Genomic DNA, 23,963 nt, shown 5'->3' with positions numbered 1-23,963 from the left:
TTTATAACATGACGAGTCTGTATTATTTTGACTTTGATCAGACGATCCGATTCAGCACCAGATAAGCTCCATAACAAAAAAGTCTTGATTCGATGATCGAATCAAGACTTTTCATTCATTCCAAATGGTCAGCACTCAGTCACGCGGAAGACGGCTCTGCTCCCTTTTGTCCAAATCCTGAAGGGCCCAAATCGTTGTTGCACACTCGGCAGCAGCGCGGGCAAGCTTCAGGGACTCATACAGGTTTCCAGGCAGAAGCAGAGGTTCTAGTCGGGAACGTGTTTCCTTGACGGATTGGCGCATAATGGGTGGGATACTCCTTTGATCATCTTATGTTAATGAGCCGAATTATCCCTCATTATGGCCTATTCCCCAACCAATTATGCATGCGTTTCTTGACGAATAGGGCTTTCGAGCATTAAAGTCACCGGTCCCCAATTCGTGAAAGTCACATCCATCATCGCTCCGAAACGTCCGGTTTCCACCAGAATCCCTTTATCACGTAACAGCTGATTAAACGTTTCGTACAATAATTCTGCCGCTTCAGGTCTGGCTGCAGCTGCAAAGCTTGGGCGTTTTCCTTTACGACAATCTCCGTACAATGTAAATTGTGAGACAGATAATACAGCCCCGCCCACATCCATCAAACTGAGATTCATCTTTTCCTGCTCATCCTCAAAGATTCGAAGTCCAGCGATTTTGTCTGCCAAATAGATGGCATCCTTCTCCGTGTCCTCATGTGTAATTCCCACGAGCAACATCAAACCGGATTCAATTCTCCCAGTCAGCTCGTCTCCAACGGTCACCTGAGCCTCTTTACAGCGTTGTACAAGCACCCTCATCTTACAGGCTCCTTACTGCATAATCCGATGCACAGAATAGACATCTTTCACCCGTTTGATCCGTTCCACAACCGAATGCAGATGCTCCGTATTGCGAATCAGAATTGTGACGTGCACCAATGCTAATTTATTTTTATCTGTACGTCCGGTGACGGCAGATATATTGGTTTTACTTTCCGAAACAGCCTGAAGCACTTCATTGAGCAAGCCATTGCGATCATGGCCCGTAATCTCAATATCCACGCTGTAGTTGGCTTCAATATTCTCTTCCCACTCGACTTCAATGACGCGAGCTGCTTCTTCCCCATCCGTACTGGACGGAATATTCGGACAGTCACTGCGATGCACCGAAACCCCGCGTCCACGTGTAACATACCCGATAATAGCATCCCCTGGTACAGGGTTACAGCAGCGTGCAAAACGAACAAGCAAATTGTCTATACCTTTGACACGAATGCCATTGGTTGGGCGGTTTTTGCGTTCAGGTGCTGGCTTCAGCTCACGCATCTCGGAGTTCAGTTCAAGCAAGCTGGATTCTTCCTGCTCCTTGCGAAGTTTCTCCGTTGCTTTGGTCACGATCTGTGCAGCCGTAATGCCCCCGAATCCAACAGCTGCGAGCATATCCTCAATATCATTGAAGGCATACTTTTTGGCTGCTTCCTGCAACTTGTCGTCCGTCATCCAGGCAGATGGATCAAGTCCCATACGCTTGAGCTCACGTTCACAACTGTCGCGTCCTTTTTCAACGTTTTCTTCGCGCCGTTCCTTCTTGAACCATTGCTTGATCTTCGCTCTTGCGTGAGAGGATTTAGCAATTTTAAGCCAGTCCTGGCTCGGTCCGTAAGAATGTTTGGACGTCAAAATTTCGATGATATCGCCCGTCTTGAGATGATAATCGAGCGGAACGATACGACCATTCACTTTGGCACCAATCGTCCGATTACCCACCTCTGTATGGATTCTATATGCAAAATCCAATGGAACAGATCCAGTCGGCAATTCGATAACTTCACCTTTTGGCGTAAATACAAACACCAGATCCGAGAAGAAATCCATTTTAAGCGATTCTACAAACTCAGACGCATCCTGCGCTTCATTTTGAAGTTCAAGGATCTCGCGGAAGAACGTAATTTTATCTTCAAAATTATTTCCGTTCGCAGCGCCTTCCTTGTAGGCCCAGTGGGCAGCAATCCCGAATTCAGCAGTGCGGTGCATATCCCACGTCCGGATTTGGACTTCGGTCGGTTCACCATTCGGACCTACGACCGTGGTATGCAGCGATTGATACATGTTCGCCTTCGGCATCGCGATATAGTCCTTGAAACGTCCAGGCATCGGTTTCCATAACGTGTGTATAATGCCGAGGGTAGCATAACAATCCTTGATGTTATCCACAATAATACGAATCGCAAGCAGATCATAAATCTCGTTAAACTGTTTGTTTTTCGTTGTCATTTTTTTGAACACGCTGTAGATGTGCTTAGGACGTCCTGACAGATCTGCCTGAATTCCCATCTCATCCAGCTTGCTGGTAATACCGTCCATAACCGTATCAATATATTGCTCACGTTCTGCACGCTTTTTGTGCATCAAGTTTGCAATTCGGTAATATTGCTGCGGATTCAAATAACGGAGGGCGATGTCCTCCATTTCCCATTTGATTGCAGAGATACCCAAACGGTTTGCAATCGGACAGAAAATCTCCAACGTTTCGTATGAAATCCGGCGTTGGCTTTCTTCCGACTGAAACTTGAGTGTCCGCATATTATGCAGACGGTCAGCCAATTTGATCACGATGACACGGATGTCCTGCGCCATGGCGATGAACATTTTGCGGTAGTTCTCGTTCTGCTGTTCTTCCTTGGAGCGGAACTGAATACGTTCCAGCTTCGTCAAGCCGTCAACAAGCATGGCACACGTATTGCCGAAATGATTGCGGATTTCTTCAAGTGAAACCGTAGTATCTTCTACTACATCATGAAGAAGCGCTGCAATTATGGAGATGGTGTCCATCTGCATGTTTACAACAATATCGGCAACCGCAAGCGGATGCAGAATATACGGTTCTCCCGATTTTCGCGTCTGTCCATGGTGGGCCTGATCAGCAAATTCGTAAGCTTCACGTATGCGCACCAGATCGGGTTCTTTGATATATGCCCCGGCCTTCTCGAGTAATTGCTCTATGCCCATTCTGATCTGTTCCGTGTCCTTTCTATACAAAATGGAACCCGTGACATGATATCAACACAGGTTCCCCGTAAAAGTAATTTCCTATAATTATGACGCTTCGCCCGTTTCCCGTCAACTACTGACGAATAAGAGCACATATCCAATTTTTTTATACGTAATGTGTCTTTCCTCAAAGATGTTGCCCGATATTCAACAGTAGGTGGAATTCATCCTCATTTATTATGTATTATTACCGTTATTTGCCGAAATAGAAGTATCAATTCGCGAAATAAAAATGGATTCGTCATGCTTAAAGGAAAAATGTTATTGCTAAATGAAGAGAAACTCTGTACTATATTGAAGATTTGTGTTTCGGAAAAAGGAGATGAACATTCATTGCAACGTGAAATTCAGGTTAATCAAAAAATGCCGCTTGGCTCAGGATCGCTGCTGAGTCTTCAGCATTTGTTCGCCATGTTTGGCAGCACGGTACTTGTGCCGAACCTGTTCGGTGTGGACCCAAGTATGATCTTGCTTATGAACGGTATTGGAACATTGTTGTACATACTCATGTGTAAAGGGAAGATTCCGGCCTATCTTGGGTCAAGCTTTGCTTTTATCGCACCTGTTTCTTCCGTGTTACTCGCACACCCTGATAACGGATACTCCATGGCACTTGGAGCGTTCATCGTAACGGGAGCTGTTTTCTGTATTGTAGCTCTTATCATCAAGTATGCGGGGACAGGCTGGATTAACGTTGTTTTCCCGCCAGCGGTTATGGGTGCTATTGTTGCCCTAATCGGTCTCGAGCTTGTACCAGTAGCAGCCGGAATGGCTGGTCTAATCAATTCGACCCCTGCTGAGAACCCCAACTGGGTTCCTCAGGCCAAACCAATTATTTTATCCATGGTTACACTTGGTATCACTGTTATTGGTGCAGTAACCTTCCGTGGGTTCCCCAAGATCATTCATATTCTGATCGGGATTGTATCCGGTTACGTGCTTGGATACTTTATGGGTGAGGTAAAAACCGAGAATATAGCGAACGCTGACTTTATCTCGCTGCCTACCGTAACAACACCGACATTTGACTGGTCTGTCATCTTCACCATTTTGCCTGTCGCACTTGTTGTCATTGTTGAGCACATCGGACATCTGCTTGTAACGAGCAGCATTGTGGGCAAAGATCTGTCCAAGGACCCAGGTCTACATCGCTCCCTGCTTGGGAACGGCGTTTCAACCATTCTTTCCGGTTTTGTAGGTTCCACACCGAATACAACTTATGGTGAGAATATTGGTGTCATGGCTCTGACCCGGGTTTACTCGACGTATGTTATTGGCGGCGCTGCCGTTATCGCGATCATGCTTTCGTTCTCAGGTACGTTCTCGGCACTTATAGCTAACATTCCCGTTCCGGTTATGGGTGGTGTATCTTTGCTTCTGTTCGGAGTAATTGCGGCATCCGGTTTGCGTATTCTGGTCGAACAGAAAGTGGATTTTGCCAAACCGACCAACTTGCTGCTAACGACCCTTGTACTCGTCATCGGACTCAGTGGTACGGAGATCACGTTTTATGGTATTCATCTCAAGGGAATGGCTCTGGCAACCATCGTCGGAATTCTGCTGAGCTTGTTGTTTAAGTTATTTGAAGTACTGGGTTGGTCGAATGATCAAACGGAGAAACAGCCTTTAACGGAGAAAACTCCGGATTGATTTTTTGCGACTATTTCGAACGAACAATGTTTATTCATTCTTCATCTTATACATCGTACAATGCAAAAAGCCTGCTCTCCAACCTTAACGGGTTGAGGGACAGGCTTTTTTTGCAAATAGTTAATGCTGTATATTATTTCCCGGGAAACGGGAGATCCAGTTCACGTGATTTAACAGCAATAAATGCCGGAATTCTAGTAGTTCATCAATGTAAATACATCAATTCCCGGCAATTTTGCACGTCCATTCAAATCAGACAGCTCAATCAGGAATGCTGCACCTACAATCTTGCCACCCAATTGTTCAATCAGGTTAATGGAGGTAGCAATAGTTCCGCCTGTCGCCAGCAGATCATCCGCAATCAGAACATTTTGTCCTTTTTCGATCGCATCTGTATGCATAGCAAGCGTATCCTTGCCATATTCAAGATCATAACCGACTTCGATCGTCTCTCCAGGCAATTTTCCGCTTTTACGGATCGGAGCAAAACCGACACCCAGAGCGTACGCCAGAGGAGCGCCCACAACGAATCCACGTGCTTCAGGTCCGGCAATAACGTCAATTTTGAGATCTGAAACCATTACTTTCAGCTCATTGATCGCCTTGCGGTACATTTCTCCATCCTTCAACAATGTCGTAATGTCTTTGAAGCTGATTCCCGGTTGTGGAAAGTCAGGAATGACACGAATATAATCTTTAAAATCCAAAATAATCTCCTCCTAAAATAAATAGCACAACTTCTATCTAAGATACGCCCTTCATCCGGGATATCATCCATTGTGTCAGTTGAGGGGTCGATGCATCCAGCATCACCTGCTCTGTCTCGGCCATGCTCTCCAACGCCTGATAATGACGCGAAGCGGTTAGCTCACGCTTGGGTGGGTTATCCACAAACACAATCTTTCCATCTTCTCGGGTAATGAACGATAACTCCTCAAAAACATCCAACATCATGGTAATCATGCGCGGCGAGCAGCCACACTGACGACTGAGCACAGGAGTGATCTCTTGTTCCTCCACGGGTTCAGCTCTCCATTTGGACACCAGCATATAAATACGCTTGAAGAGTTCTCTGGAGGGCATCTGAAGGCGATCTCGGCGGTTGCCTGATCCGTTCAGAAGGATGATATTCTCGGCTCCGCTGAATAAAGCCAGCATTGCATCAAGTTGTTCCGGGGTTTCCGGCGTATCAAACACAAATAACGTCCGGACCTGTTCCTGCCCATAATGCTGCGCAGCAGCATTACACGGAAATAACCCGACCTTTCTATCATATACCCAAAGGCACGGTTCATACAATGAATTTCCCTCGGAAACATTCGTTTCTTTCCGAACGATGGCACCAATAGAGCCTGACTTGTATCGTAAATGTATTTCAAGCGAACTCAGGAACTGCTTCATCGCGTTCAGAGGCTCCGTACTGCCTCGCAAATCAAACACTTGCGCATGTGGGACCTGAATGTCCTGCAGCATCAATTGTGGTTTCCTCATCCCGTTCCACTCATTAACAGACAACTCGCCCATAACATCAATGATAGAGCCTGGAGGAAGAAACTCCGCCAATGCTCCTTTGCCAAAAGCGACCGTTTCCAGTTGCTGGCCATCCTGCTCCAACACCAATTTCAGATGACGTTTTTCACGTCCCATCGTCCGTGTTTCTTTTACAGTCACATTGCGCAGCACAAAACGAGGAGAAGGATTGCTCATGCCAAATGGCTGGAGTCTGTCGATCTCTTGAATGACCTGCAGGGGCACATCACTGATTCTACACTCATCATCCGCAAGACGATGGGGAACAAAGTCCTCCTCCGTCAGCACGGATGCCGCAAACTCATTCAATCCGGCTTCCAGCTCTTTTAGCTGATCACGATGCAGGCTCATGCCTGCTGCAGCCGGGTGACCACCATAATGGTCCATCGTGTGTTTGCAAGCCGTTAATGCCTCATAGATGTCCAGCCCCTCTATGGAGCGTGCTGAGCCTTTACAAGCGCCGCTCTCCGGGTCAATGCCCAGGATAAGCGTTGGCCGATAATACCGTTCAAGTAACTTGGAAGCCACGATACCTACAACTCCAACATTCCAGCCTTCTCCCGCTAAAACGATGACGTCCGGCACTGCTCCGGAATTAAGCTGGATTTTCTGCTCCAATTGGGCTGTCGCTTCCAGAAGTATACCCTCAACAACCTGTTGCCTTTCACGATTCAGCAAATCCAGTTGACCTGCCAGAGTATGTGCCTCATCCAGATCCTCGGTTGTAAGCAGCGATACGGCTCTGCCGGCATGATCCAGACGTCCGCTTGCATTAATACGGGGAGCCATGGCAAAGGCAATATTGATTGAAGTGACCTGACTTTGATCCACACCACTAATTTCAAGTAGAGCACTTACACCGGGCAGACGTGTACCACGCATGGACTCAACACCATAACTGACGATAACCCGGTTCTCGCCTTCCAAAGGCATCAAATCGGCAACCGTACCAATAGCGGCAATTTCCATCCATTCTCCAGGCACTTCTCCGATCAATGCCTGGGCCAGCTTCAACGCTACACCCGCACCAGCTAACCCTTTAAAAGGGTATGGACAGTCCGGAAGCTTAGGATTGATGAGCGTATAGGCCTCAGGCAAAACTTCAGGTGGCTCATGGTGATCCGTCACAATGACTTCCATTCCCAGTGTTGCAGCATAAGCAATCTGCTCTACCGCACTGATTCCGGTATCTACCGTAATCACCAGCGTGACTCCTTGTTGATGAGCCCAATCCAAGGCATGATTGTGTAATCCGTAGCCTTCATTGGAACGATGAGGAATATAGATATCGTAGGAAGCCCCGAGATAACGCATCAGATGGATCATCAGGGATGTACTGGATACGCCGTCCGCGTCGTAGTCCCCATATATTAAAATATGTTCTTCACGCTCAATGGCCTGCTGGATTCGGGGCACAGCTTCTTTCATACCTAGAAGCAGATAAGGATCATGCATCTGATTCAGATCAGGATGCAGAAATTGTTCTGCCTCTGTTTCATTATGAACCCCCCGACTAACCAGCAAACGTCCAACAAGTGATGAAACGGAAAGCGCCTGCGAGAGTCCCGCAGCCGCCTCCAGATCGATATTCGGTGTGTTCCACCGGTATTGCGAATAAAGCAATGATAACGCTCCTTTCCTGATCTACTGGACCAAGCTTCATTACTGAATTAATGTCGCTTCAGGATCTGGCAGTTCATGATTGGATTTATAAGGATACCCAGGATCATAAGGTACAGCCTGGATCTGTACTTCTTTCACATGACTGAAACGAGTTAAGAGAAGTGTCTTCGCCCGATTCGCAATCTCCTGTGCCTCGAGCACAGAAATTCTAGGGTTTACACTTATGACCAGTTCAATCGTAACATCATGTTCCTGTTCACGTGCTACCAGATGTTCGATCGTAATAATGCCATATACACGCTGTACCGTTTCTTTGAAGTCAATTGCTTCTTCCTGTTCCAATTCCTGAACAAGTGAACCATATACGGTATCCACAATCATTCTGTACCCTTTGTGCAGCACAAAACAGGAAGCTATCAATGCAGCTGCGGGGTCCATATATCGAAGAATACTCCACCCCATCGTTTCTCCTGTCATGGAACCTACAATGCCGACCAAAACGATAAGTGAACAGTAGAGTGCCCGACGATGTTGCTGTGCATAAGCCAGAGCCTGCGATTGATTTCGTTTACGAAAATACCGGTATTGATATTGAAAGATCGCTTCCTTCACAGCCAGTGCTGCAAAAGCTACTACAAGTGCATGGGTATACTTTTCTAACGATTCTGGTTCCTCTCCAGACAAACTACCCAAAGCGGAGATGGCAATCTGCAAACCTCCCATAAGGATGAGCACAGATAATAATACCGAAATTCCAGGTCTAGCGATACGTGAATGTTCCTTTGACTGCTCCCTACGAGCCTTTGTTTTTGTTTGTACAGACTTCGAGGGAAAGAGGCCGGACAATGAAGAAGCAGCTTCTGAAGCAGAGTGCAGGCCGTCTGCAAGCAACGATTTGCTGTTTGCCATATAACCGAACCCAGCCTTAATTACTGCAAGTGTCAAATTCCCGGCGATCCCGCTCCACGTGGCAGCGTGAACAGAAGGGAAACGTTCTCTGGTCATGGCGATGCCCCCCTTAATACTGTACCTAAAGTTGCAAAACCGCGCCTGGCAGACGCGGCTTGACAATACAATGTTTAGTTGGATGCTTTGACAGCTGCTTTAGGTTTCTCTGTTTGTTTACCTTTGAGCGCCAGCCACAATGGAGCGGCGATGTAGATCGAAGAATATGCACCGAACAATGTTCCGATGACCATAGCAAGTGAGAACATGCGAATGGATTCTCCACCAAAAATAAACAAGCAGAGCGAAGCGACAAACACGGTGAATGTTGTATTCAGGGAACGTGTCATCGTTTGTGCCAAACTGCGGTTGACTACTTCACGCAAATCGGCTTTGGTAGTCTTTTTAGCAAAACGCATATTCTCACGAATCCGGTCGAAGATAACGATGGTATCATTGATCGAGAATCCGACAATGGTCAGTACCGCCGTAATGAAGGTCAAATTCACTTCCAGTCGGAAAATCGAGAACACACTAATCACTACAAATGCATCATGGAAGAGCGCAATGACAGCAGCCAAGCCAAACCGCCATTCAAATCGGATCGCTACATAGATCATAATCCCGATACTAGCGATGAGAACCGCGTATATGGCATTGCGTTCAAGTTCTTTAGCCATCTCCGGGTCCACCGTATTGACTTCATAAGAAGCGGTTGAATCCAGCTTGGTGAACTCTTGCTTAAACTTGCTTTCCTGATTTTCATCCAGTACGTTCGAGAAACGAACGTTAACCCGATCAGCACCAGGTGTAATATGAACATCTTTTGTGTCAACACCAAGGTCACTAACGATGGGCTTAATTTGTTCTGTTGTGATTGCTTTAGACACCGTAATATCCACATTTGAACCTGAACGGAAATCAACCGCATAATTCAATCCCAGAGCCAAAATGCTGATGATACCTGCAATCGTCAAAATGATGGAAAAAGCATAGGCAATTTTACTGCCTTTAACATAATCAAAATTCCAATTAAAGCGCACGAATTTCACTCTCCTTCACTCCGAAGTACTTAGGCTTCTTCAATACGTTAGCCCGCACAAGCAGGGTCAACAGGAAGCGGGAGAAGAAAATATTCGTAATAATGCTGGTCACGATATCAAAAATCAGTACCAGTGCGAAACCTTTAACCGCACCTGTACCCATGAAGAACATAACGGCGGCAGCAATGATGGTTGTGATGTTAGAGTCAATAATCGTACGGAATGAACTTTTACCACCAGCTCTTACCGAAGACAATATCGACTTACCACTGCGCATTTCTTCCTTGATCCGCTCATACGTGATGATGTTGGCATCCACGGCCATCCCTATACCCAGGATAAATGCCGCGATCCCCGGAAGGGTAAGTACGAATTCTCCCATATAGAAGATTGCAAGTACAAGCCACGTATGTGTAATCAGGGCAAAGCTCGCAATAATCCCCGGAATACGGTACAGGCCAATCATGAACACTAGAATAATTACGGAACCAATTAATCCCGCTTTAATCGTCTGGTCCAGAGATAGTTTACCAAGCGTTGCACCAACACTTTGAGAGTACTTCTCTGTCAGTTTCAGCGGCAACGCACCCAAATTAATGGTATCGCGAAGCTGATTGGCTTCCTCACGTGAGTAGTTACCCGTGATTTGCGCAGAGCCGTCACTCAGCTGCTGCTGCACGGTTGGAGCGGATAACAGTTGATCATCCAGATAGATAGCCAAAGGTTGTCCAATCAAACGTTTGGTGATTTCAGCAAACTTCGCTTTGTCTTTAACCTGGATATCGATCATCGGTGCGTTCAACTGGTTAAATACCACTTTGGCACCATTCTCCACGAACTCATTTCCCCGAAGCTCGATTTTGGTATATTCGCCTTCTTTGTCATTCTCAGCTTTACTGCGGAAGGTCATGACAGCAGGTTCTTTCATTTTGGCTCTGACTTCAGCCTCGTCGGTAACCCCGGCCAGCTTCAAACGGATCCGGTTCGTTCCTTCAGTTGTTACTTCCGGCTCGCTTGTTCCGAGCGCATTGGCACGGCTCTCCAGACTTTTTGCTGTTTGCACCAAAGATGCTTTGGTGACTTGTTGTCCTTGTTCCAGCGGCTCTGCTTCATATAAGATCTCGTAGCCTCCTTTTAAATCGAGGCCCAAGCGTATATTTTTGAGCAGCCCTGGACTTGTGCCCAACATTACTCCTGCGGTCACAAGCACGACCAAAATGAAACTGACGATTCTTTTCATGCCGTTCCTAGATCCCCTTTCGTTCTCAATATTCCTATTATAGCGATGCCGTAAAAAGCAGTCAATTTCCAACAAAAAAGATCCCTTTCGCTAGAAAGAGGACCCCCGGTATGCAGACACGGTCATAAAGTTCATAAAGCTTGTTGCTTTCAGTGACAATATGTCGTTCACCAGTTGGTGAAGCGGTGGAATGCCCTGCTTTTCATATTTATGACTGATGCAATTCCAGACATCTTTGCTGGTGACATATTCGTAACCGACAAGCCTTAGTTCCTCTGCTTTGCTACGGCAGAGCATCTCTATAGACTGTTCCAACTCCACATCATTCATTTCTTCCAACGGGGAGCCTCCCTTCATACATCCAAGCCTTTATGCGGCATCAATATTACATCATTCGACTTTACCCGATCATATTCCTTCTTGCTGTTGATGGATCTTTTTGTTAATCGTGTCCAAGTTGTCATGAGAAGATATTGGACTGGCATAGGATGAAGAACGACGGCATTGTCCCGTTTATGAATATCTGTACTCCAACCGGGAAAGAGGGGTAGTCTTGAAGAAACAGACATTTATCCAGGGAGCCATGATCCTGCTCGCCGCAGGCATCATTAATCGGATTCTCGGGTTCATCCCGCGCATTGCGCTGCCACGGGTTATCGGTGCAGAAGGTGTTGGCATCTACCAACTGAGCTATCCCTTTTTCATCGTACTCGTCACCTTAATCACTGGCGGTATTCCATTGGCTGTAGCCAAACTCGTAGCCGAGGCGGATACAGGTGCCAACCGTTACTCACCCCAACGGATTCTGCAAATCAGCCTGAGCTTCACATTGACCCTTGGCGTTGTGTTTATGTTTCTGTGCATAATCTTCGCTCCATGGGTCACCCGTTATGTTCTGACCGATGAAAGGGTCTATCACACGTTTGTCAGCATGAGCCCTATGATTGCCATTATCGCCGTATCTGCAGTCTACAGAGGTTATTTCCAGGGAAAGCAAAACATGATGCCTACGGCTGTTTCATCAATCGTAGAAACGGTCATTCGTATTATATGTGTAATCTGGTTTTCCTGGCTCCTCTTGCCCCGAGGAATTGCACAAGCTGCAGCAGGGGCCATGCTGGGGGCGCTTGTCGGTGAATTCGTCGGCATGCTTGTATTACTGTGGAACTATGCTAGACAGAAGAAATATATCGATCAACATCAGCCCATACTCGAATCTTCAATCGAAACCAAACCTGCTGTTTTAAAAAACTCAACCGGATCAGAGCCTGGACTCCTTCGTCGTTTACTTGCGATTTCCGTACCCGTAACTGCCGGACGATTAGTTGGCTCCCTATCCTATCTTGCTGAGACCATTGTAACCGCACAGAGCCTGGCAATTGCAGGCATCTCCAAAGGGCTCGCCACGGCCCAGTATGGAGCACTACAAGGCATGATTATCCCGCTACTTCTTCTGCCCGGAGCATTAACGTCCTCATTAGCAACGTCCCTTGTCCCTTCATTGTCTGAGGCCTCGGCTCAAGGTGATCGTGCGCTCATACATAAACGGATGCATCAGGCTTTGCGGTTAGCACTCGTAACAGGAGCCCCATTTTCTGTATTTATGTATGTGCTTGCCGAACCGATGTGTCTTGTCCTGTATAATGATGCATCGATTGGAAGCATGCTTAAGCTTATGGCTCCTTTTGCTTTGTTTATCTACATTCAAGCTCCTCTTCAAGCTGCTCTTCAAGCACTTGATCGTCCGGGAAAAGCACTGCTCAATACATTTATTGGTGCTGTCATCAAAATTACATTGATTTTGGTACTCGCCTCCCGACCGGAATACGGCATATTTGGTGCGGTGATTGCCATATGTGTGAATTCAACGGTCGTTACCCTTCTACATGCAAGAAGTGTGCGCAACCTTTTGCAGTTCCGTTTCAAGCTGATGGATTGGGTCAAAACAGGTACGGGTATGGTCATCATGGGCGCCGCTACTCTGGTCATTTATGAGCAGACCGCATCTTTGCTTCCGTTTTGGATCAGAATGCTTCTTGCTCCCCTTGTTGGTCTAATTGTTTATTTCATGGTTATGGGCTGGACCAAAATGATCGATTTTCACGATCTTTCCCGTGCCCCCATTATTGGTTCCTGGTTTAAACGCCGTTCTTAGACGTCAGTTATCTTTATCATCTTTGGAACTTACATAAACTTTCTCGTTATGATCAATGGAACAGATAAACACATCTTTGAAGTCCATAATCCCTTTCTGCTGAATCTGATTTTTAAGCCAAAATCTGGTTTTCTGAATCAGTTCAAGGTTCTGATCCTGAACTTTGCCATCCATGATCAATGGCAATGGTAGGCCTTCATATTTGATGTTTTCAAATCCATCTATTTTATTTTTCCGTCTATTTTGTTTGGAATTAAATCCTGTCGAACCAGAACCTGATGAACCGCTGTTACCGCCTGAAGAACTCTGAACTTTTGGAAAAACAGTCAGCTTGCCTGTAGTCTCCAATATGGCGAAGTCAACTTCACCAATGCTGTCTATATTCTGTTCACGAAGTTGCTGTAGCAAATCGTCGAGATTATAACGCTGCTTGCGCATCTCATCTCGATGCAATTTACCTTTGGAAATTAACACGGTCGGCTTGCCATCAATCATCAGCCGCAGCTTCCGGCTCTTGAGACTGAGAAAAGCTATGGCAATCTGCACGACCAGGACCGTTAGCATCGGTACAATACCATGGAATAACGGCTTATTGATATCTTCAATGACAAATGCCGCAATTTCTGCAAGCATGATGGATACGACCAGATCAAACATGGACAGCTTCCCAATCTCACGTTTGCCCATAATCCGGATAGAAGCATAAACAATAAAATACATGAGTATGGTTCGAAAAATATGTGCTCCGACATCTGAGAAATTCACAACAGGGTTCCTCCTTCGGATCTGAATTTTATACAGGTACCTGAAGCGTAATCCCTATTTTGACCTGAAGCTTACATGCTCATGCAAATATAAACTGTTCATTTAATGGAAAATTCAGTTCATAAGTCCGAAGGCTTGACCATACACTGTATTAATTTCAAACTTGTACAAGGGGGTTGCTTCATGCAGTTGATTCGCCGAATGGTTTCATTTCGAATGTCTAACCCGGTTCTTTCGGGCCTCTGTCATGCTTTTGTATGGATGATGTTAGGCGCACTGATTCTATCCTTCTTTCTCTGGATGACCGGAATGCGGGAACAGGATCTTTCCCTGTATACGTACGTTGTCCATGGCTTGTCTTTGCTGGTTGGTGGATTTGTATCTGGCAAGAGGTCAGGTGAGCGAGGCTGGTACCACGGAGGTATTACCGGAATCGTTTACGGATTAATCGTATTGCTCATCGGATTTCTGGCACTCGATGCCTCATTCAATTGGAAAGACAGTCTGCAGCTTGCAAGTGCATTCCTGATTTCTGCACTAGGCGGTATATTTGGAGTCAATACACGAAGATCATAGAAGATTGGGGAGTAACGGTTATTTGAGCAAAAAAGAAAAGAGAACCGGGTCTCTATGGAGATCCAGTTCTCTGATAATGAAGAATACGCTGCAAACGTACTCATTGCCTTACAGGCTTTTTGAACTTCTATGATTTATTCAGCCGTTTCACGGGCAACTGCACTGCTAATCGCATTACGATCGAATGTCAGTTTAGTAACATCGTTTACACGCAATACAACTACATCATCCGTGATTTCAGCAATTGTTCCGTGAAGACCACCGATTGTAACAATTTTATCGCCTTTTTTCAATTGACTTAGCATAGAATTACGTTGCTTTTGTTTTTTGTTCTGTGGACGAATCATCAAGAAGTAAAAAATTGCAACCATGAGTACCAAAGGTACAATCAAAGATACAATTCCACCACCCGCATTAGCGGTTGTAGCTGGTAATGCTTGGAACATTCAAACTCCCCCTTATCGACTATACGTTCAAATAATACTTGTTACTGCGGTTCCGCAAAAACCTGATCAGAAACCTTTGTCATTGTCATGAAGACCATATTGATCGAAAAATTCATCCCGGAAATCAAGCAAACGATCTTCCATTATGGCTTTACGCACATTGCGCATCAAATTCTGCAAGAAATGAAGATTGTGGATGGTCGTCAAACGTAAGCCAAACGTTTCATCCGCTTTGATTAAATGACGCAAATAGGCTCTTGAATAGTTACGACAAGTGTAGCAATCACATTCAGGGTCCAGTGGCCCAAAATCGGTTGCAAACTTGGCATTACGAACTACCAGACGTCCTTGGCTGGTCATCGTTGTTCCGTTACGGGCAATTCGGGTAGGCAAAACACAATCGAACATGTCCACTCCGCGAATCGATCCCTCAATCAATGCATCGGGTGAACCTACACCCATTAAATAGCGTGGCTTATTGGAAGGCAACAAAGGAACAGTATAATCCAATACCCCATACATCAAATGTTTCGGTTCTCCAACACTCAGTCCACCAATAGCATAACCCGGGAAATCCATGGAAGTCAAATCTGCCGCGCTCTGACGACGAAGATCTTCATGCATACCTCCCTGTACGATGGCAAACAGTCCTTGATCATTCGGACGAGCATGACTTTCCAGACAACGTTCTGCCCAGCGGCTCGTTCTTTCAAGCGATTTTTTCACATATTCATATTCAGCCGGATACGGCGGGCACTCATCAAATGCCATCATAATATCGGAGCCCAGTGCATTCTGGATTTCCATTGCCACTTCAGGCGAAAGGAATTTTTTATCTCCATTTAGATGAGAGCGGAAGTTAACGCCTTCCTCCGTAATTTTGCGCATCTCACTAAGAGAAAACACCTGGAAACCTCCGCTATCCGTCAAAATCGGACGATCCCAGTTCATAAATTTGTGCAACCCGCCTGCCTGACGGATAATTTCATGCCCAGGTCTAAGGAACAAATGATAGGTATTGCTCAGAATGATCTGTGCATCCATCTCTTTCAGCTCTTCGGGACTCATCGTCTTCACTGTGGCCTGTGTTCCTACAGGCATGAAGGTTGGTGTCTCAATAATACCGTGAGGTGTATGTACACGTCCCAAACGGGCTCCGGATTGTTTACAGGTTTTGATATGTTCGTACGTAATTGCTGCCATTGGTTTTAATCATCCTCTAAAAATTAATCGTAATACCTTCATATCTTAATAAATCAACATGGCATCGCCAAAGCTGAAGAAACGGTATCGTTCTTTAATCGCTTCCTCATACGCATGCATGATTTGTTCTCTTCCCGCAAGCGCACTGACCAGCATGACCAATGTGGATTTGGGGAGATGAAAATTCGTAAGCATCCCGTCAATCACTTTGAACGTATATCCCGGATAGATAAAGATCTTGGTCCAGCCGCTGCTCTCTTGCAACTGCCCGTCTTCAAACTTGCTGCCTACCGTTTCAAGTGTTCGACAACTCGTCGTTCCTACTGCAAATATACGGTTGCCACGTTTTTTCGTTTCATTAATTAGATCCGCCGTCTCTTGAGACAAGGAGTAGTATTCCTCATGCATGACATGTTCTTCAACATTGTCAACCGACATCGGCCGAAATGTTCCAAGTCCCACGTGAAGCGTGATGAAAGCAACATTAACCCCTTTATCCCGAATCCGATTCAACAGTTCTTCTGTAAAATGTAATCCTGCTGTCGGTGCAGCGGCCGATCCTTCGTGTTTTGCATACACCGTTTGATACCTTTCCCGGTCATCCAGTGTTTCTCTAATATACGGAGGCAAAGGCATTTCACCCAAACGATCCAGAATCTCCTGAAAGATTCCATCATAGGAGAATGTAAGCAAACGCGCACCCATTTCGCCTTCCTCGTCAATGACGGCCCTGAGCTCGTCACTAAAAACGATAACTGACCCTGCTTTCAGCTTCTTGCCTGGTTTGACCAGAGCTTCCCAGCGATCGCCCTCCACGTTTTTGAGCAGGAGCACTTCCGCCTTTGCTCCAGTGTCCTCTTTGGTTCCAAACAAACGGGCTGGAAGAACACGTGTATCATTCAATACCAGTGTATCCCCAGGCTGAAGAAAGTCGATAATATCAGGGAACGTGTGATGGTTAACTTCACCGCTCTCCTTGTTTAAGGTAAGCAACCGGGATGCCGTGCGGTCAAGCAGTGGCGTCTGTGCAATCAATTGCTCCGGCAATTCAAAATCATATAAGTTCACATTCATATTCAAATCATTCCTTAACAATAGTCGCATTTTGATAATAGTGTTTCAATATTGTCTGGTAATCATACCCTTCATCTGCCATGCCTTTGGCACCCCATTGGGATAAACCCAATCCGTGCCCGTTACCCTGACCGATGAACATGAAGCTTTGGCTCTGAGTTACAGCTCGGGCTTGACCATCACCACTCATAACCACAAGAGCATTACTGGATGAAGTCCCTGTGCCCGAGGCAGATAGAACAGAAGCCCCTTGTGAGCCGGTTTTGCTTGCTGTTTTGCCGTCAGCGCCTAATACAGTATAACTTCCGGTCCCTGCAATATCAAATAAAGTACTTGGTAATCCACCTAGAGCAGAGCGGTATGTATCTGCATATTTTACCGTCATGGGCTGGCCGTTGGCTGTAACTTCAAGTGCTCTTCCTGATGGCCCGCGCTTGGTCACTTCGAGCGTTGAGATTGAGGATGGAACAGCAGAAGTCGTTTTACCCTGTAGGGTTTTAACCAACTGGGCTGACGTGAATGGTCCTCTTACCCAGGCATAATCATTGGACTGCGGCACTTTGGCCAGGACAACAGCTTCGTTGCCTGGATTCATTTTCGCTACCGGATCAACATTGGATTGAATTAACGGAACGGGACGCACATTGGTATTTTGGGCAGTAACCGTTACTTTGGCTAAACCCGCATCCGTTTTGGTTGTTAATTCTTTTACATTATCCTCGCGGAGATAGCCGCTGACTCCTGTACTCAACAGCACATGATACCAGGTTTGCAATCCAGCTTGAGCCGATGTATCTCCATGGCTATCCACATTACTGAACACATCCCCGCCTCCGTTCCATACTTCGGATGGATGTGCAGTCTGTCCCCCCGCATTGGATGAGAATACAGCTTCTACGATTTTACCACCGCTCTTGATAACTTCTCCAGAGGTGGCATCAACCGCGCTGGAGACTTTATCATTCTCTGAACCCATTCCGTTGTATGCCTGACTAAGGGTGGTATCCACGACATTGGCAATTTTGAAACGGTCTCCCTGTTGAAGCGCATAAGAGCGTGCAGCGACAGCCTGTACTTTCAGCGCTTCTGCTGGCCAGGATGAATACACTTCTGCACCGACAACAGAGTATAAATATTGCTCCAGTGGAACTACATTAACCAAAGCCAAATCGCCGCTTACAATGCTAATTTCCATGTCACCGCGATATGTCCGCCCGGAACGTTCCACGACTTTGATTCCACTGCCGTCTCCTTGTACAAAGGCTTTGGCTTCACTGCCGGCAATGGTGTAATGCGGGGCTGTTTTAAGTGCATCAGTGCTTAACCCGGCATCCTGCCGGATAATAAGCGCAGCACTATTACTGTTTACCGGAGACAGGTTTACTCCTGGAACACTGGCTTCCACACTCTTTTTGAATGCAGACAGATCAGCATCTGATGAGGCTTCACCCACCCATACGGTATACCCTTGACTCCCTCCATCCAGTTGAAGAACGGTATAAGAACTAACTCCTGCCGATGAAAGAGATGCTTGTACCGCTTCTGCCTCTTGGAGCGAACTGTAGACTCCTGTAGATAAACGCTTGCTGCCCGTCACCACTGGTTGTTGTCCACCCAACTGGGCTGCAGCCACTTTTTGTACACGTGCAACCGCTTGTCCAGCCAACGCCTCTGTTGCATAGTTTCCGGTGTATAGTTGATAGGTCGCTTTACCATTCAGAGAAGTTGTAAACAACAACGGCTTATCACTAGTGGCCTGCAACAATTTTGCGGCGGCGGCTGCCGTTTTGAAATCCCCTGTTTCCAACACTTTGACGCGGAATCCATCCGCACTGAAACGGATTTGTCCTGTTGGAAGAGTTATACTTGCCCCGCTTTCCGAACCGATATTCCATTTTCCACTCGACTCAAGCGTAATCAGAGGGGTAGTCGATTTATACGTACTTCCCAGGTTCGCAAACATGGCTACCCGGATCATCTGCCCATCACTTTCAGCGGCATAAACCGGCACTTGCAGGCATCCTACCGTCAACAGAGCTGCGGCCAATACCTTCAAACGCCGACTCCACTTCTTTGTTTGTATTACTTTCCCCACGATCAGTCTCCTCTCTCTGTTTGTCCCAAGTTGTATATTAAGATGAATCTCATTGATATATGATCACAAATTATTTGGCGTCTCTCGGTGGAACTGGCAAACCCAGATGATGATAGGCCAGGTCTGTTACAATTCTGCCCCTCGGTGTACGTTGAAGCATACCAATCTGCAATAAATAAGGCTCGTAGACATCCTCAATGGTCTGACTCTCCTCACCAATCGTAGCGGCAATCGTATCCAGACCCACCGGGCCTCCCCGGAAACTGTTAATCATTGATTTGAGCATCTTGTGATCGATTTCGTCCAGACCGCGCGGATCAATCTGAAGACGTTGCAGCGCTTCTTCCGCCAGAGCCTGTGTGATGATACCATCCCCCCGTACCTGGGCAAAGTCACGCACTCTTTTCAACAGACGGTTGGCAATCCTCGGTGTCCCACGGGAGCGCAATGCTATCTCTTCTGCGGCATTACCAACAATCTCCACTCCTAGAATCTCTGAGGCCCGTGAGACGATGTAGGCCAGCTCATCCACCGTGTAGAACTCCAGCCGACTGATAACACCAAACCGGTCTCTGAGAGGCGCAGACAGCAAGCCTGCACGGGTTGTAGCACCAATCAGCGTAAAAGATGGCAGATCAAGACGTACGGAGCGGGCACTTGGTCCTTTTCCAATCATGATATCCAGCGCAAAGTCTTCCATGGCGGGATACATCACTTCTTCTACCGTACGATGAAGGCGATGAATCTCGTCAATAAACAGGACATCCCCTTCTTGCAGGTTTGTGAGCAACGCAGCCAGATCACCTGGGCGTTCAATCGCGGGTCCCGATGTTGTGCGCAAGTTAACACCCAATTCATTGGCAATGATATTGGCAAGTGTTGTTTTACCAAGTCCAGGCGGGCCATATAACAACACATGATCTAGCGCCTCATTGCGCATCTTGGCCGCTTCAATGTATATTTTCAAATTCTCCTTGACCTGGTTCTGCCCGATATATTCATTCAAATACCGGGGACGAAGACTGAGCTCGACAGCTTGATCCTCCATCATCAGGTTCGCGGAAATAATCCGGTCATCCATGTTCATCCCTACCTTTTTTATGCGGCTTACTGCTCTATTATAGAGGCAAAATTAATTATCCCGTAAACAGCATTTGCAGTGCCCGTTTCATCAACACATCAACAGAATCGGCCGAAGTAACATCTTTCTTCAGTTTGAGCCAGACTTTATCCAGTTCACTGTCGGTATACCCCAGCGCTTTCAGCCCTTCACGAGCCTCATCCCAGGCAGAGCCGCTTCCTGCTTCTTCCGAAGGAGGGGCAAACAAACCTGTTGCATACGTGGCAGCACCGAAACCATCCAATTTGTCCTTAAGGTCCAGTATCATGCGCTGCGCTGTTTTCTTGCCAATCCCCGGCAGTTTGGTCAGGAACGTCAGATTCTCTTGATAAATTGCAGTCACGACATGGTCCGGCGTACCGCCAGCGAGTATACCCAGAGCAACTTTAGGTCCAATACCTGATACCTCGATCAGCTTGCGAAATAACTTCTGTTCCTCACGAGTAGCAAAGCCAAACAGCAACATCGCATCTTCACGTACATGGTGATGGGTATACACCATAATTTGGCCTTCTTGCTTCGCAAATGCAAAAGGATTCGGACAGAATACACGATAACCAACGCCATGAACATCAAGCACAATATATTCATTCTCCAGATGTACGAACTGTCCTCTTAGGAAATCAATCATTTTCGCAATACCTCATTCAACTTGGAATTTAATGTATATGAGTGTGCATGACACACTGCTACAGCCAAAGCATCAGCTACGTCATCCGGCTTCGGAATCACCTGTAAACGCAAAAACATTTTGACCATCTCCTGCACTTGCCGCTTCTCTGCTTTTCCGTATCCCACAATCGCCTGCTTAATCTGCATCGGCGTATATTCGGCAATAGGCAGTCCCTTCTGGGCAGCAGCCAGTACCATGACACCTCTAGCCTGACTTACAGACATCGCTGTTGTGACGTTACGATTGAAAAAAAGTTTCTCCAGCGCTACCGCGTCCGGTTTATATTTATCAATCAGCTGTACCATGCCCTCATAAACATGAAGCAGCCGTTCCTCTTCAGGGGTATGAGCTTCTGTCTGAATACAGCCATATTGTACTGGGGTTACCTTACTGCCGATTTTATCCACAAACCCAAAACCGACAATCGCAATCCCCGGGTCAATTCCCAAAAAACGCAAATCCATCTCTCCCTTACAAAAGCGAACATATGTATCGTTCATTTTATTATAACAAAAGATAGACCCTACGGCAGGAAAAACTTTGTCCTTCCATATACTCGCCTCAATTCGTGAATAACCTAAGTCGTTATCTCCCATATTCCGTTGTAACTGTCCTGGAACGACAAAAAGGACATCTTTCGATGTCCTTCGGTTCACTTCGTATGTTGTATAGACTCTGAATGTCCTTCGACAAGGCACTTCTCTTCTACGCGATGTTAAGAATACATTTAATGCAGATCAGCCTGTCTGTTATCCGCCATTACGGATTTCTTTATTGGCCTCATCCACTGCATAATCGCTGAACGTAGAGATTACGCTGTCGTACTCATCCTTGTCCTGGATACGGATACCCTGCTGCAACTGCTCCAACACACCTTCAGGCAATGATGTCTCCAACGTGCCTACGTCCATTTGAAAAAAAGTACGAATGACTTTCTCTTCTGTAGGCCGTCCTTCGTAAAGATTGAGATTACCCACAGCATCTATGCTAATATATGCCTGCTCTTTACATAATGGAGAAAGATCATCCACATGTTGCTTAATGCGTAACACTTCTGCCGATTCAACCTGAGCATCCCAATCCGGATGTTGTACGAGCAGCATCTTCAATTGAGGAATCGCCATCTTACCCAATTGTTCCGTTTCTACCCCACAAATATATTGCGTCTCCAATACAACACTCGTTAAATGGTCCGGATCAGAATCGAGTTGTTCCATCAAAGTCTGAATTTCTTGCTCAGATCTTTGCTCACTCGTAGCAGGTCCAATTACAGATACAGCCTCACTAAAATTGGTTGTTAATAAACGCTCGATCGCAGAAGAAATCGGCAAACCACTGTAAGCCAGTATGGCTACGGCAATCAATGATGCAGTCATCCACACTGTTCGTTTCCACCGACGCCAGCGTCTCTTGAATTGTTTTTTGAAGTTAAACGTGTTCACATGAACCCCTTCTATCACTTTTTAAACCTATTGTGACCGAAAGAACTGGGGTTTATGCAAAATTAACCTAAGGCACCAGCAATACGCTACGCTTGAGCGTAATAAGATGAAAGCTATATTTATTCCTTATTAAACGTTGTCAAGAATAAAGAGGTTATGATTGCTTAAAACACAATCAACTTTTAGACATAAATAAAATACGGACTATCTATAAATAGATAATCCGTATTTTTTGAGATCGGGATGACACGATTTGAACATGCGACCCCCTGGTCCCAAACCAGGTGCTCTACCAAGCTGAGCTACATCCCGTTATATATACCGGCGAGAGGACTCGAACCTCCACGGTTTCCCACTCGATTTTGAGTCGAGCGCGTCTGCCATTCCGCCACGCCGGCGTATGAAGTTATAATGGCGCGCCCTGAGAGATTCGAACTCCCGGCCTTTTGATTCGTAGTCAAACGCTCTATCCAGCTGAGCTAAGGGCGCAAATAATATTGGAGCGGACGACGGGAATCGAACCCGCGACCCTCGCCTTGGCAAGGCGATGCTCTACCGCTGAGCCACGTCCGCAAGCGGTAATTAAGATAAAAATGGCGGAACCGACGGGATTCGAACCCGCGATCTCCTGCGTGACAGGCAGGCATGTTAGGCCAACTACACCACGGTTCCAGATCACTTTCTTCAAAGAAAGCTTAATTGCGGGGGCAGGATTTGAACCTGCGGCCTTCGGGTTATGAGCCCGACGAGCTACCGGGCTGCTCCACCCCGCGTCGTTATTCAGAAAACTATATGGTGGAGGCTGAGGGGATCGAACCCCCGACCCTCTGCTTGTAAGGCAGATGCTCTCCCAGCTGAGCTAAGCCTCCATAATATATGACCCGTAGGGGATTCGAACCCCTGTTACCTCCGTGAAAGGGAGGTGTCTTAACCCCTTGACCAACGGGCCTTAATGGCTCCCCGAACAGGGCTCGAACCTGTGACAACTCGATTAACAGTCGAGTGCTCTACCAACTGAGCTATCAGGGAATACTAAGCATCTGCAGTGCAAATGCAATTCATCATACAACGCTAACATGCAGAGCCTGTTTTCTATGTAAGATGAAAGAGTTCGCTTGGCGGCGTCCTACTCTCCCAGGACCCTGCGGTCCAAGTACCATCGGCGCTAGAGGGCTTAACGGTCGTGTTCGGGATGGGTACGTGTGGAACCCCTCCGCCATCGCCACCAAACGCATAGCTTAGCTTACATCTCAGAGTTTATTCTCTGAAAACTAGATCCGAAACGAACTTTGCGAGTTACAACCTGCAT

At 46.5% G+C, this 23,963-nt stretch carries 21 protein-coding genes, 9 tRNA genes and 1 rRNA gene; 3 read left to right on the top strand and 28 right to left on the bottom strand.

The annotated features are described in order from the left end of the window. Positions 1 to 135: 135 nt before the first annotated feature. From HW560_RS12435 to HW560_RS12425, 3 genes are all read right to left on the bottom strand, one after another. Positions 136 to 303, bottom strand: coding sequence for a hypothetical protein (locus HW560_RS12435; protein WP_177185862.1), 168 nt, complete (start codon positions 301 to 303; stop codon positions 136 to 138). Between the two features lie 77 nt (positions 304 to 380). Beyond that, positions 381 to 842, bottom strand: a complete 462-nt coding sequence (dtd, locus tag HW560_RS12430; RefSeq protein WP_090903972.1) for a D-aminoacyl-tRNA deacylase — start codon at positions 840 to 842, stop codon at positions 381 to 383. Positions 843 to 854: 12 nt separating this feature from the next. Next, positions 855 to 3,032 (bottom strand): RelA/SpoT family protein, encoded by a 2,178-nt coding sequence (locus HW560_RS12425; RefSeq protein WP_024633048.1) that lies wholly within the window; start codon positions 3,030 to 3,032, stop codon positions 855 to 857. Between the two features lie 375 nt (positions 3,033 to 3,407). Here HW560_RS12425 and uraA point away from each other — a divergent pair, with 375 nt between their 5' ends. Further along, a complete protein-coding gene (uraA, locus tag HW560_RS12420; RefSeq protein ID WP_090903973.1) occupies positions 3,408 to 4,724 on the top strand; it encodes a uracil permease in 1,317 nt (438 codons plus the stop codon). 194 nt (positions 4,725 to 4,918) lie between these two features. Here uraA and HW560_RS12415 read toward each other — a convergent pair whose 3' ends face one another. The 6 genes from HW560_RS12415 to HW560_RS12390 form a co-directional block, all read right to left on the bottom strand. Further along, a complete protein-coding gene (locus HW560_RS12415) occupies positions 4,919 to 5,431 on the bottom strand; it encodes an adenine phosphoribosyltransferase (protein ID WP_024633046.1) in 513 nt (170 codons plus the stop codon). Positions 5,432 to 5,468: 37 nt separating this feature from the next. Continuing rightward, the gene (gene recJ / locus HW560_RS12410) at positions 5,469 to 7,877 is read right to left on the bottom strand and encodes a single-stranded-DNA-specific exonuclease RecJ (RefSeq protein WP_179263266.1); all 2,409 of its coding nucleotides are present in this window, start codon (positions 7,875 to 7,877) and stop codon (positions 5,469 to 5,471) included. A gap of 39 nt (positions 7,878 to 7,916) precedes the next feature. Continuing rightward, positions 7,917 to 8,882, bottom strand: a complete 966-nt coding sequence (locus HW560_RS12405; protein WP_090903975.1) for a cation diffusion facilitator family transporter — start codon at positions 8,880 to 8,882, stop codon at positions 7,917 to 7,919. Positions 8,883 to 8,956: 74 nt separating this feature from the next. Further along, positions 8,957 to 9,865 (bottom strand): protein translocase subunit SecF, encoded by a 909-nt coding sequence (gene secF / locus HW560_RS12400; protein ID WP_090903976.1) that lies wholly within the window; start codon positions 9,863 to 9,865, stop codon positions 8,957 to 8,959. Then, positions 9,855 to 11,105, bottom strand: a complete 1,251-nt coding sequence (secD, locus tag HW560_RS12395) for a protein translocase subunit SecD (RefSeq protein WP_090903977.1) — start codon at positions 11,103 to 11,105, stop codon at positions 9,855 to 9,857. Before secD ends, secF begins: the two co-directional genes overlap by 11 nt. Positions 11,106 to 11,195: 90 nt before the next feature. After that, on the bottom strand, positions 11,196 to 11,435 hold the full coding sequence (locus HW560_RS12390; RefSeq protein WP_175383441.1) for a post-transcriptional regulator: 240 nt from the start codon (positions 11,433 to 11,435) through the stop codon (positions 11,196 to 11,198). A gap of 223 nt (positions 11,436 to 11,658) precedes the next feature. Here HW560_RS12390 and spoVB point away from each other — a divergent pair, with 223 nt between their 5' ends. Continuing rightward, positions 11,659 to 13,260 (top strand): stage V sporulation protein B, encoded by a 1,602-nt coding sequence (gene spoVB, locus HW560_RS12385; protein WP_090903978.1) that lies wholly within the window; start codon positions 11,659 to 11,661, stop codon positions 13,258 to 13,260. 3 nt (positions 13,261 to 13,263) lie between these two features. Here the strand turns inward: spoVB and HW560_RS12380 are convergent, their stop codons facing one another. Further along, a complete protein-coding gene (locus tag HW560_RS12380) occupies positions 13,264 to 13,980 on the bottom strand; it encodes a YetF domain-containing protein (protein ID WP_179265790.1) in 717 nt (238 codons plus the stop codon). A 228-nt stretch (positions 13,981 to 14,208) separates the two neighbouring features. Here HW560_RS12380 and HW560_RS12375 point away from each other — a divergent pair, with 228 nt between their 5' ends. Continuing rightward, positions 14,209 to 14,601: a TIGR04086 family membrane protein gene (locus tag HW560_RS12375; RefSeq protein ID WP_076287744.1), complete on the top strand. Its 393-nt coding sequence runs from the start codon at positions 14,209 to 14,211 to the stop codon at positions 14,599 to 14,601. Between the two features lie 134 nt (positions 14,602 to 14,735). Here the strand turns inward: HW560_RS12375 and yajC are convergent, their stop codons facing one another. The 18 genes from yajC to rrf form a co-directional block, all read right to left on the bottom strand. Beyond that, entirely contained in the window at positions 14,736 to 15,047 is a 312-nt protein-coding gene (yajC, locus tag HW560_RS12370) for a preprotein translocase subunit YajC (RefSeq protein ID WP_110002009.1), read from the bottom strand. Between the two features lie 66 nt (positions 15,048 to 15,113). Continuing rightward, positions 15,114 to 16,250, bottom strand: a complete 1,137-nt coding sequence (tgt, locus tag HW560_RS12365; RefSeq protein ID WP_062325081.1) for a tRNA guanosine(34) transglycosylase Tgt — start codon at positions 16,248 to 16,250, stop codon at positions 15,114 to 15,116. 45 nt (positions 16,251 to 16,295) lie between these two features. Next, positions 16,296 to 17,324, bottom strand: a complete 1,029-nt coding sequence (gene queA, locus HW560_RS12360) for a tRNA preQ1(34) S-adenosylmethionine ribosyltransferase-isomerase QueA (RefSeq protein ID WP_090903980.1) — start codon at positions 17,322 to 17,324, stop codon at positions 16,296 to 16,298. A gap of 7 nt (positions 17,325 to 17,331) precedes the next feature. Then, positions 17,332 to 19,419, bottom strand: coding sequence for a SpoIID/LytB domain-containing protein (locus HW560_RS12355; RefSeq protein ID WP_179263264.1), 2,088 nt, complete (start codon positions 19,417 to 19,419; stop codon positions 17,332 to 17,334). A gap of 70 nt (positions 19,420 to 19,489) precedes the next feature. Then, positions 19,490 to 20,500 (bottom strand): Holliday junction branch migration DNA helicase RuvB, encoded by a 1,011-nt coding sequence (gene ruvB / locus HW560_RS12350; RefSeq protein ID WP_053779099.1) that lies wholly within the window; start codon positions 20,498 to 20,500, stop codon positions 19,490 to 19,492. 55 nt (positions 20,501 to 20,555) lie between these two features. Further along, the gene (gene ruvA / locus HW560_RS12345) at positions 20,556 to 21,170 is read right to left on the bottom strand and encodes a Holliday junction branch migration protein RuvA (protein ID WP_090903981.1); all 615 of its coding nucleotides are present in this window, start codon (positions 21,168 to 21,170) and stop codon (positions 20,556 to 20,558) included. Next, on the bottom strand, positions 21,167 to 21,670 hold the full coding sequence (gene ruvC, locus HW560_RS12340) for a crossover junction endodeoxyribonuclease RuvC (RefSeq protein ID WP_053779097.1): 504 nt from the start codon (positions 21,668 to 21,670) through the stop codon (positions 21,167 to 21,169). Before ruvC ends, ruvA begins: the two co-directional genes overlap by 4 nt. Positions 21,671 to 21,961: 291 nt before the next feature. Continuing rightward, entirely contained in the window at positions 21,962 to 22,654 is a 693-nt protein-coding gene (locus HW560_RS12335; protein WP_179263262.1) for a BofC C-terminal domain-containing protein, read from the bottom strand. Positions 22,655 to 22,892: 238 nt separating this feature from the next. Continuing rightward, positions 22,893 to 22,966 (bottom strand) — tRNA-Pro (locus HW560_RS12330). Between the two features lie 7 nt (positions 22,967 to 22,973). Beyond that, positions 22,974 to 23,052 (bottom strand) — tRNA-Leu (locus tag HW560_RS12325). Between the two features lie 14 nt (positions 23,053 to 23,066). Continuing rightward, a tRNA-Arg gene (locus tag HW560_RS12320) sits at positions 23,067 to 23,143 on the bottom strand. A 9-nt stretch (positions 23,144 to 23,152) separates the two neighbouring features. Continuing rightward, positions 23,153 to 23,227: transfer RNA gene (locus HW560_RS12315), tRNA-Gly, on the bottom strand. A gap of 21 nt (positions 23,228 to 23,248) precedes the next feature. Next, positions 23,249 to 23,326, bottom strand: a tRNA-Asp gene (locus tag HW560_RS12310). 27 nt (positions 23,327 to 23,353) lie between these two features. After that, positions 23,354 to 23,427: transfer RNA gene (locus HW560_RS12305), tRNA-Met, on the bottom strand. A 20-nt stretch (positions 23,428 to 23,447) separates the two neighbouring features. Beyond that, positions 23,448 to 23,523, bottom strand: a tRNA-Val gene (locus HW560_RS12300). An 8-nt stretch (positions 23,524 to 23,531) separates the two neighbouring features. After that, a tRNA-Glu gene (locus tag HW560_RS12295) sits at positions 23,532 to 23,603 on the bottom strand. A gap of 4 nt (positions 23,604 to 23,607) precedes the next feature. Continuing rightward, positions 23,608 to 23,683, bottom strand: a tRNA-Asn gene (locus HW560_RS12290). Positions 23,684 to 23,767: 84 nt separating this feature from the next. Further along, positions 23,768 to 23,884: ribosomal RNA gene (gene rrf, locus HW560_RS12285) — 5S ribosomal RNA — on the bottom strand. Between the last annotated feature and the right edge of the window lie 79 nt (positions 23,885 to 23,963).

Origin of the sequence: Paenibacillus sp. E222 (genome assembly GCF_013401555.1) — a bacterium.
Lineage (GTDB): Bacteria > Bacillota > Bacilli > Paenibacillales > Paenibacillaceae > Paenibacillus.
This window is presented reverse-complemented; position numbering and strand designations above follow the sequence as displayed.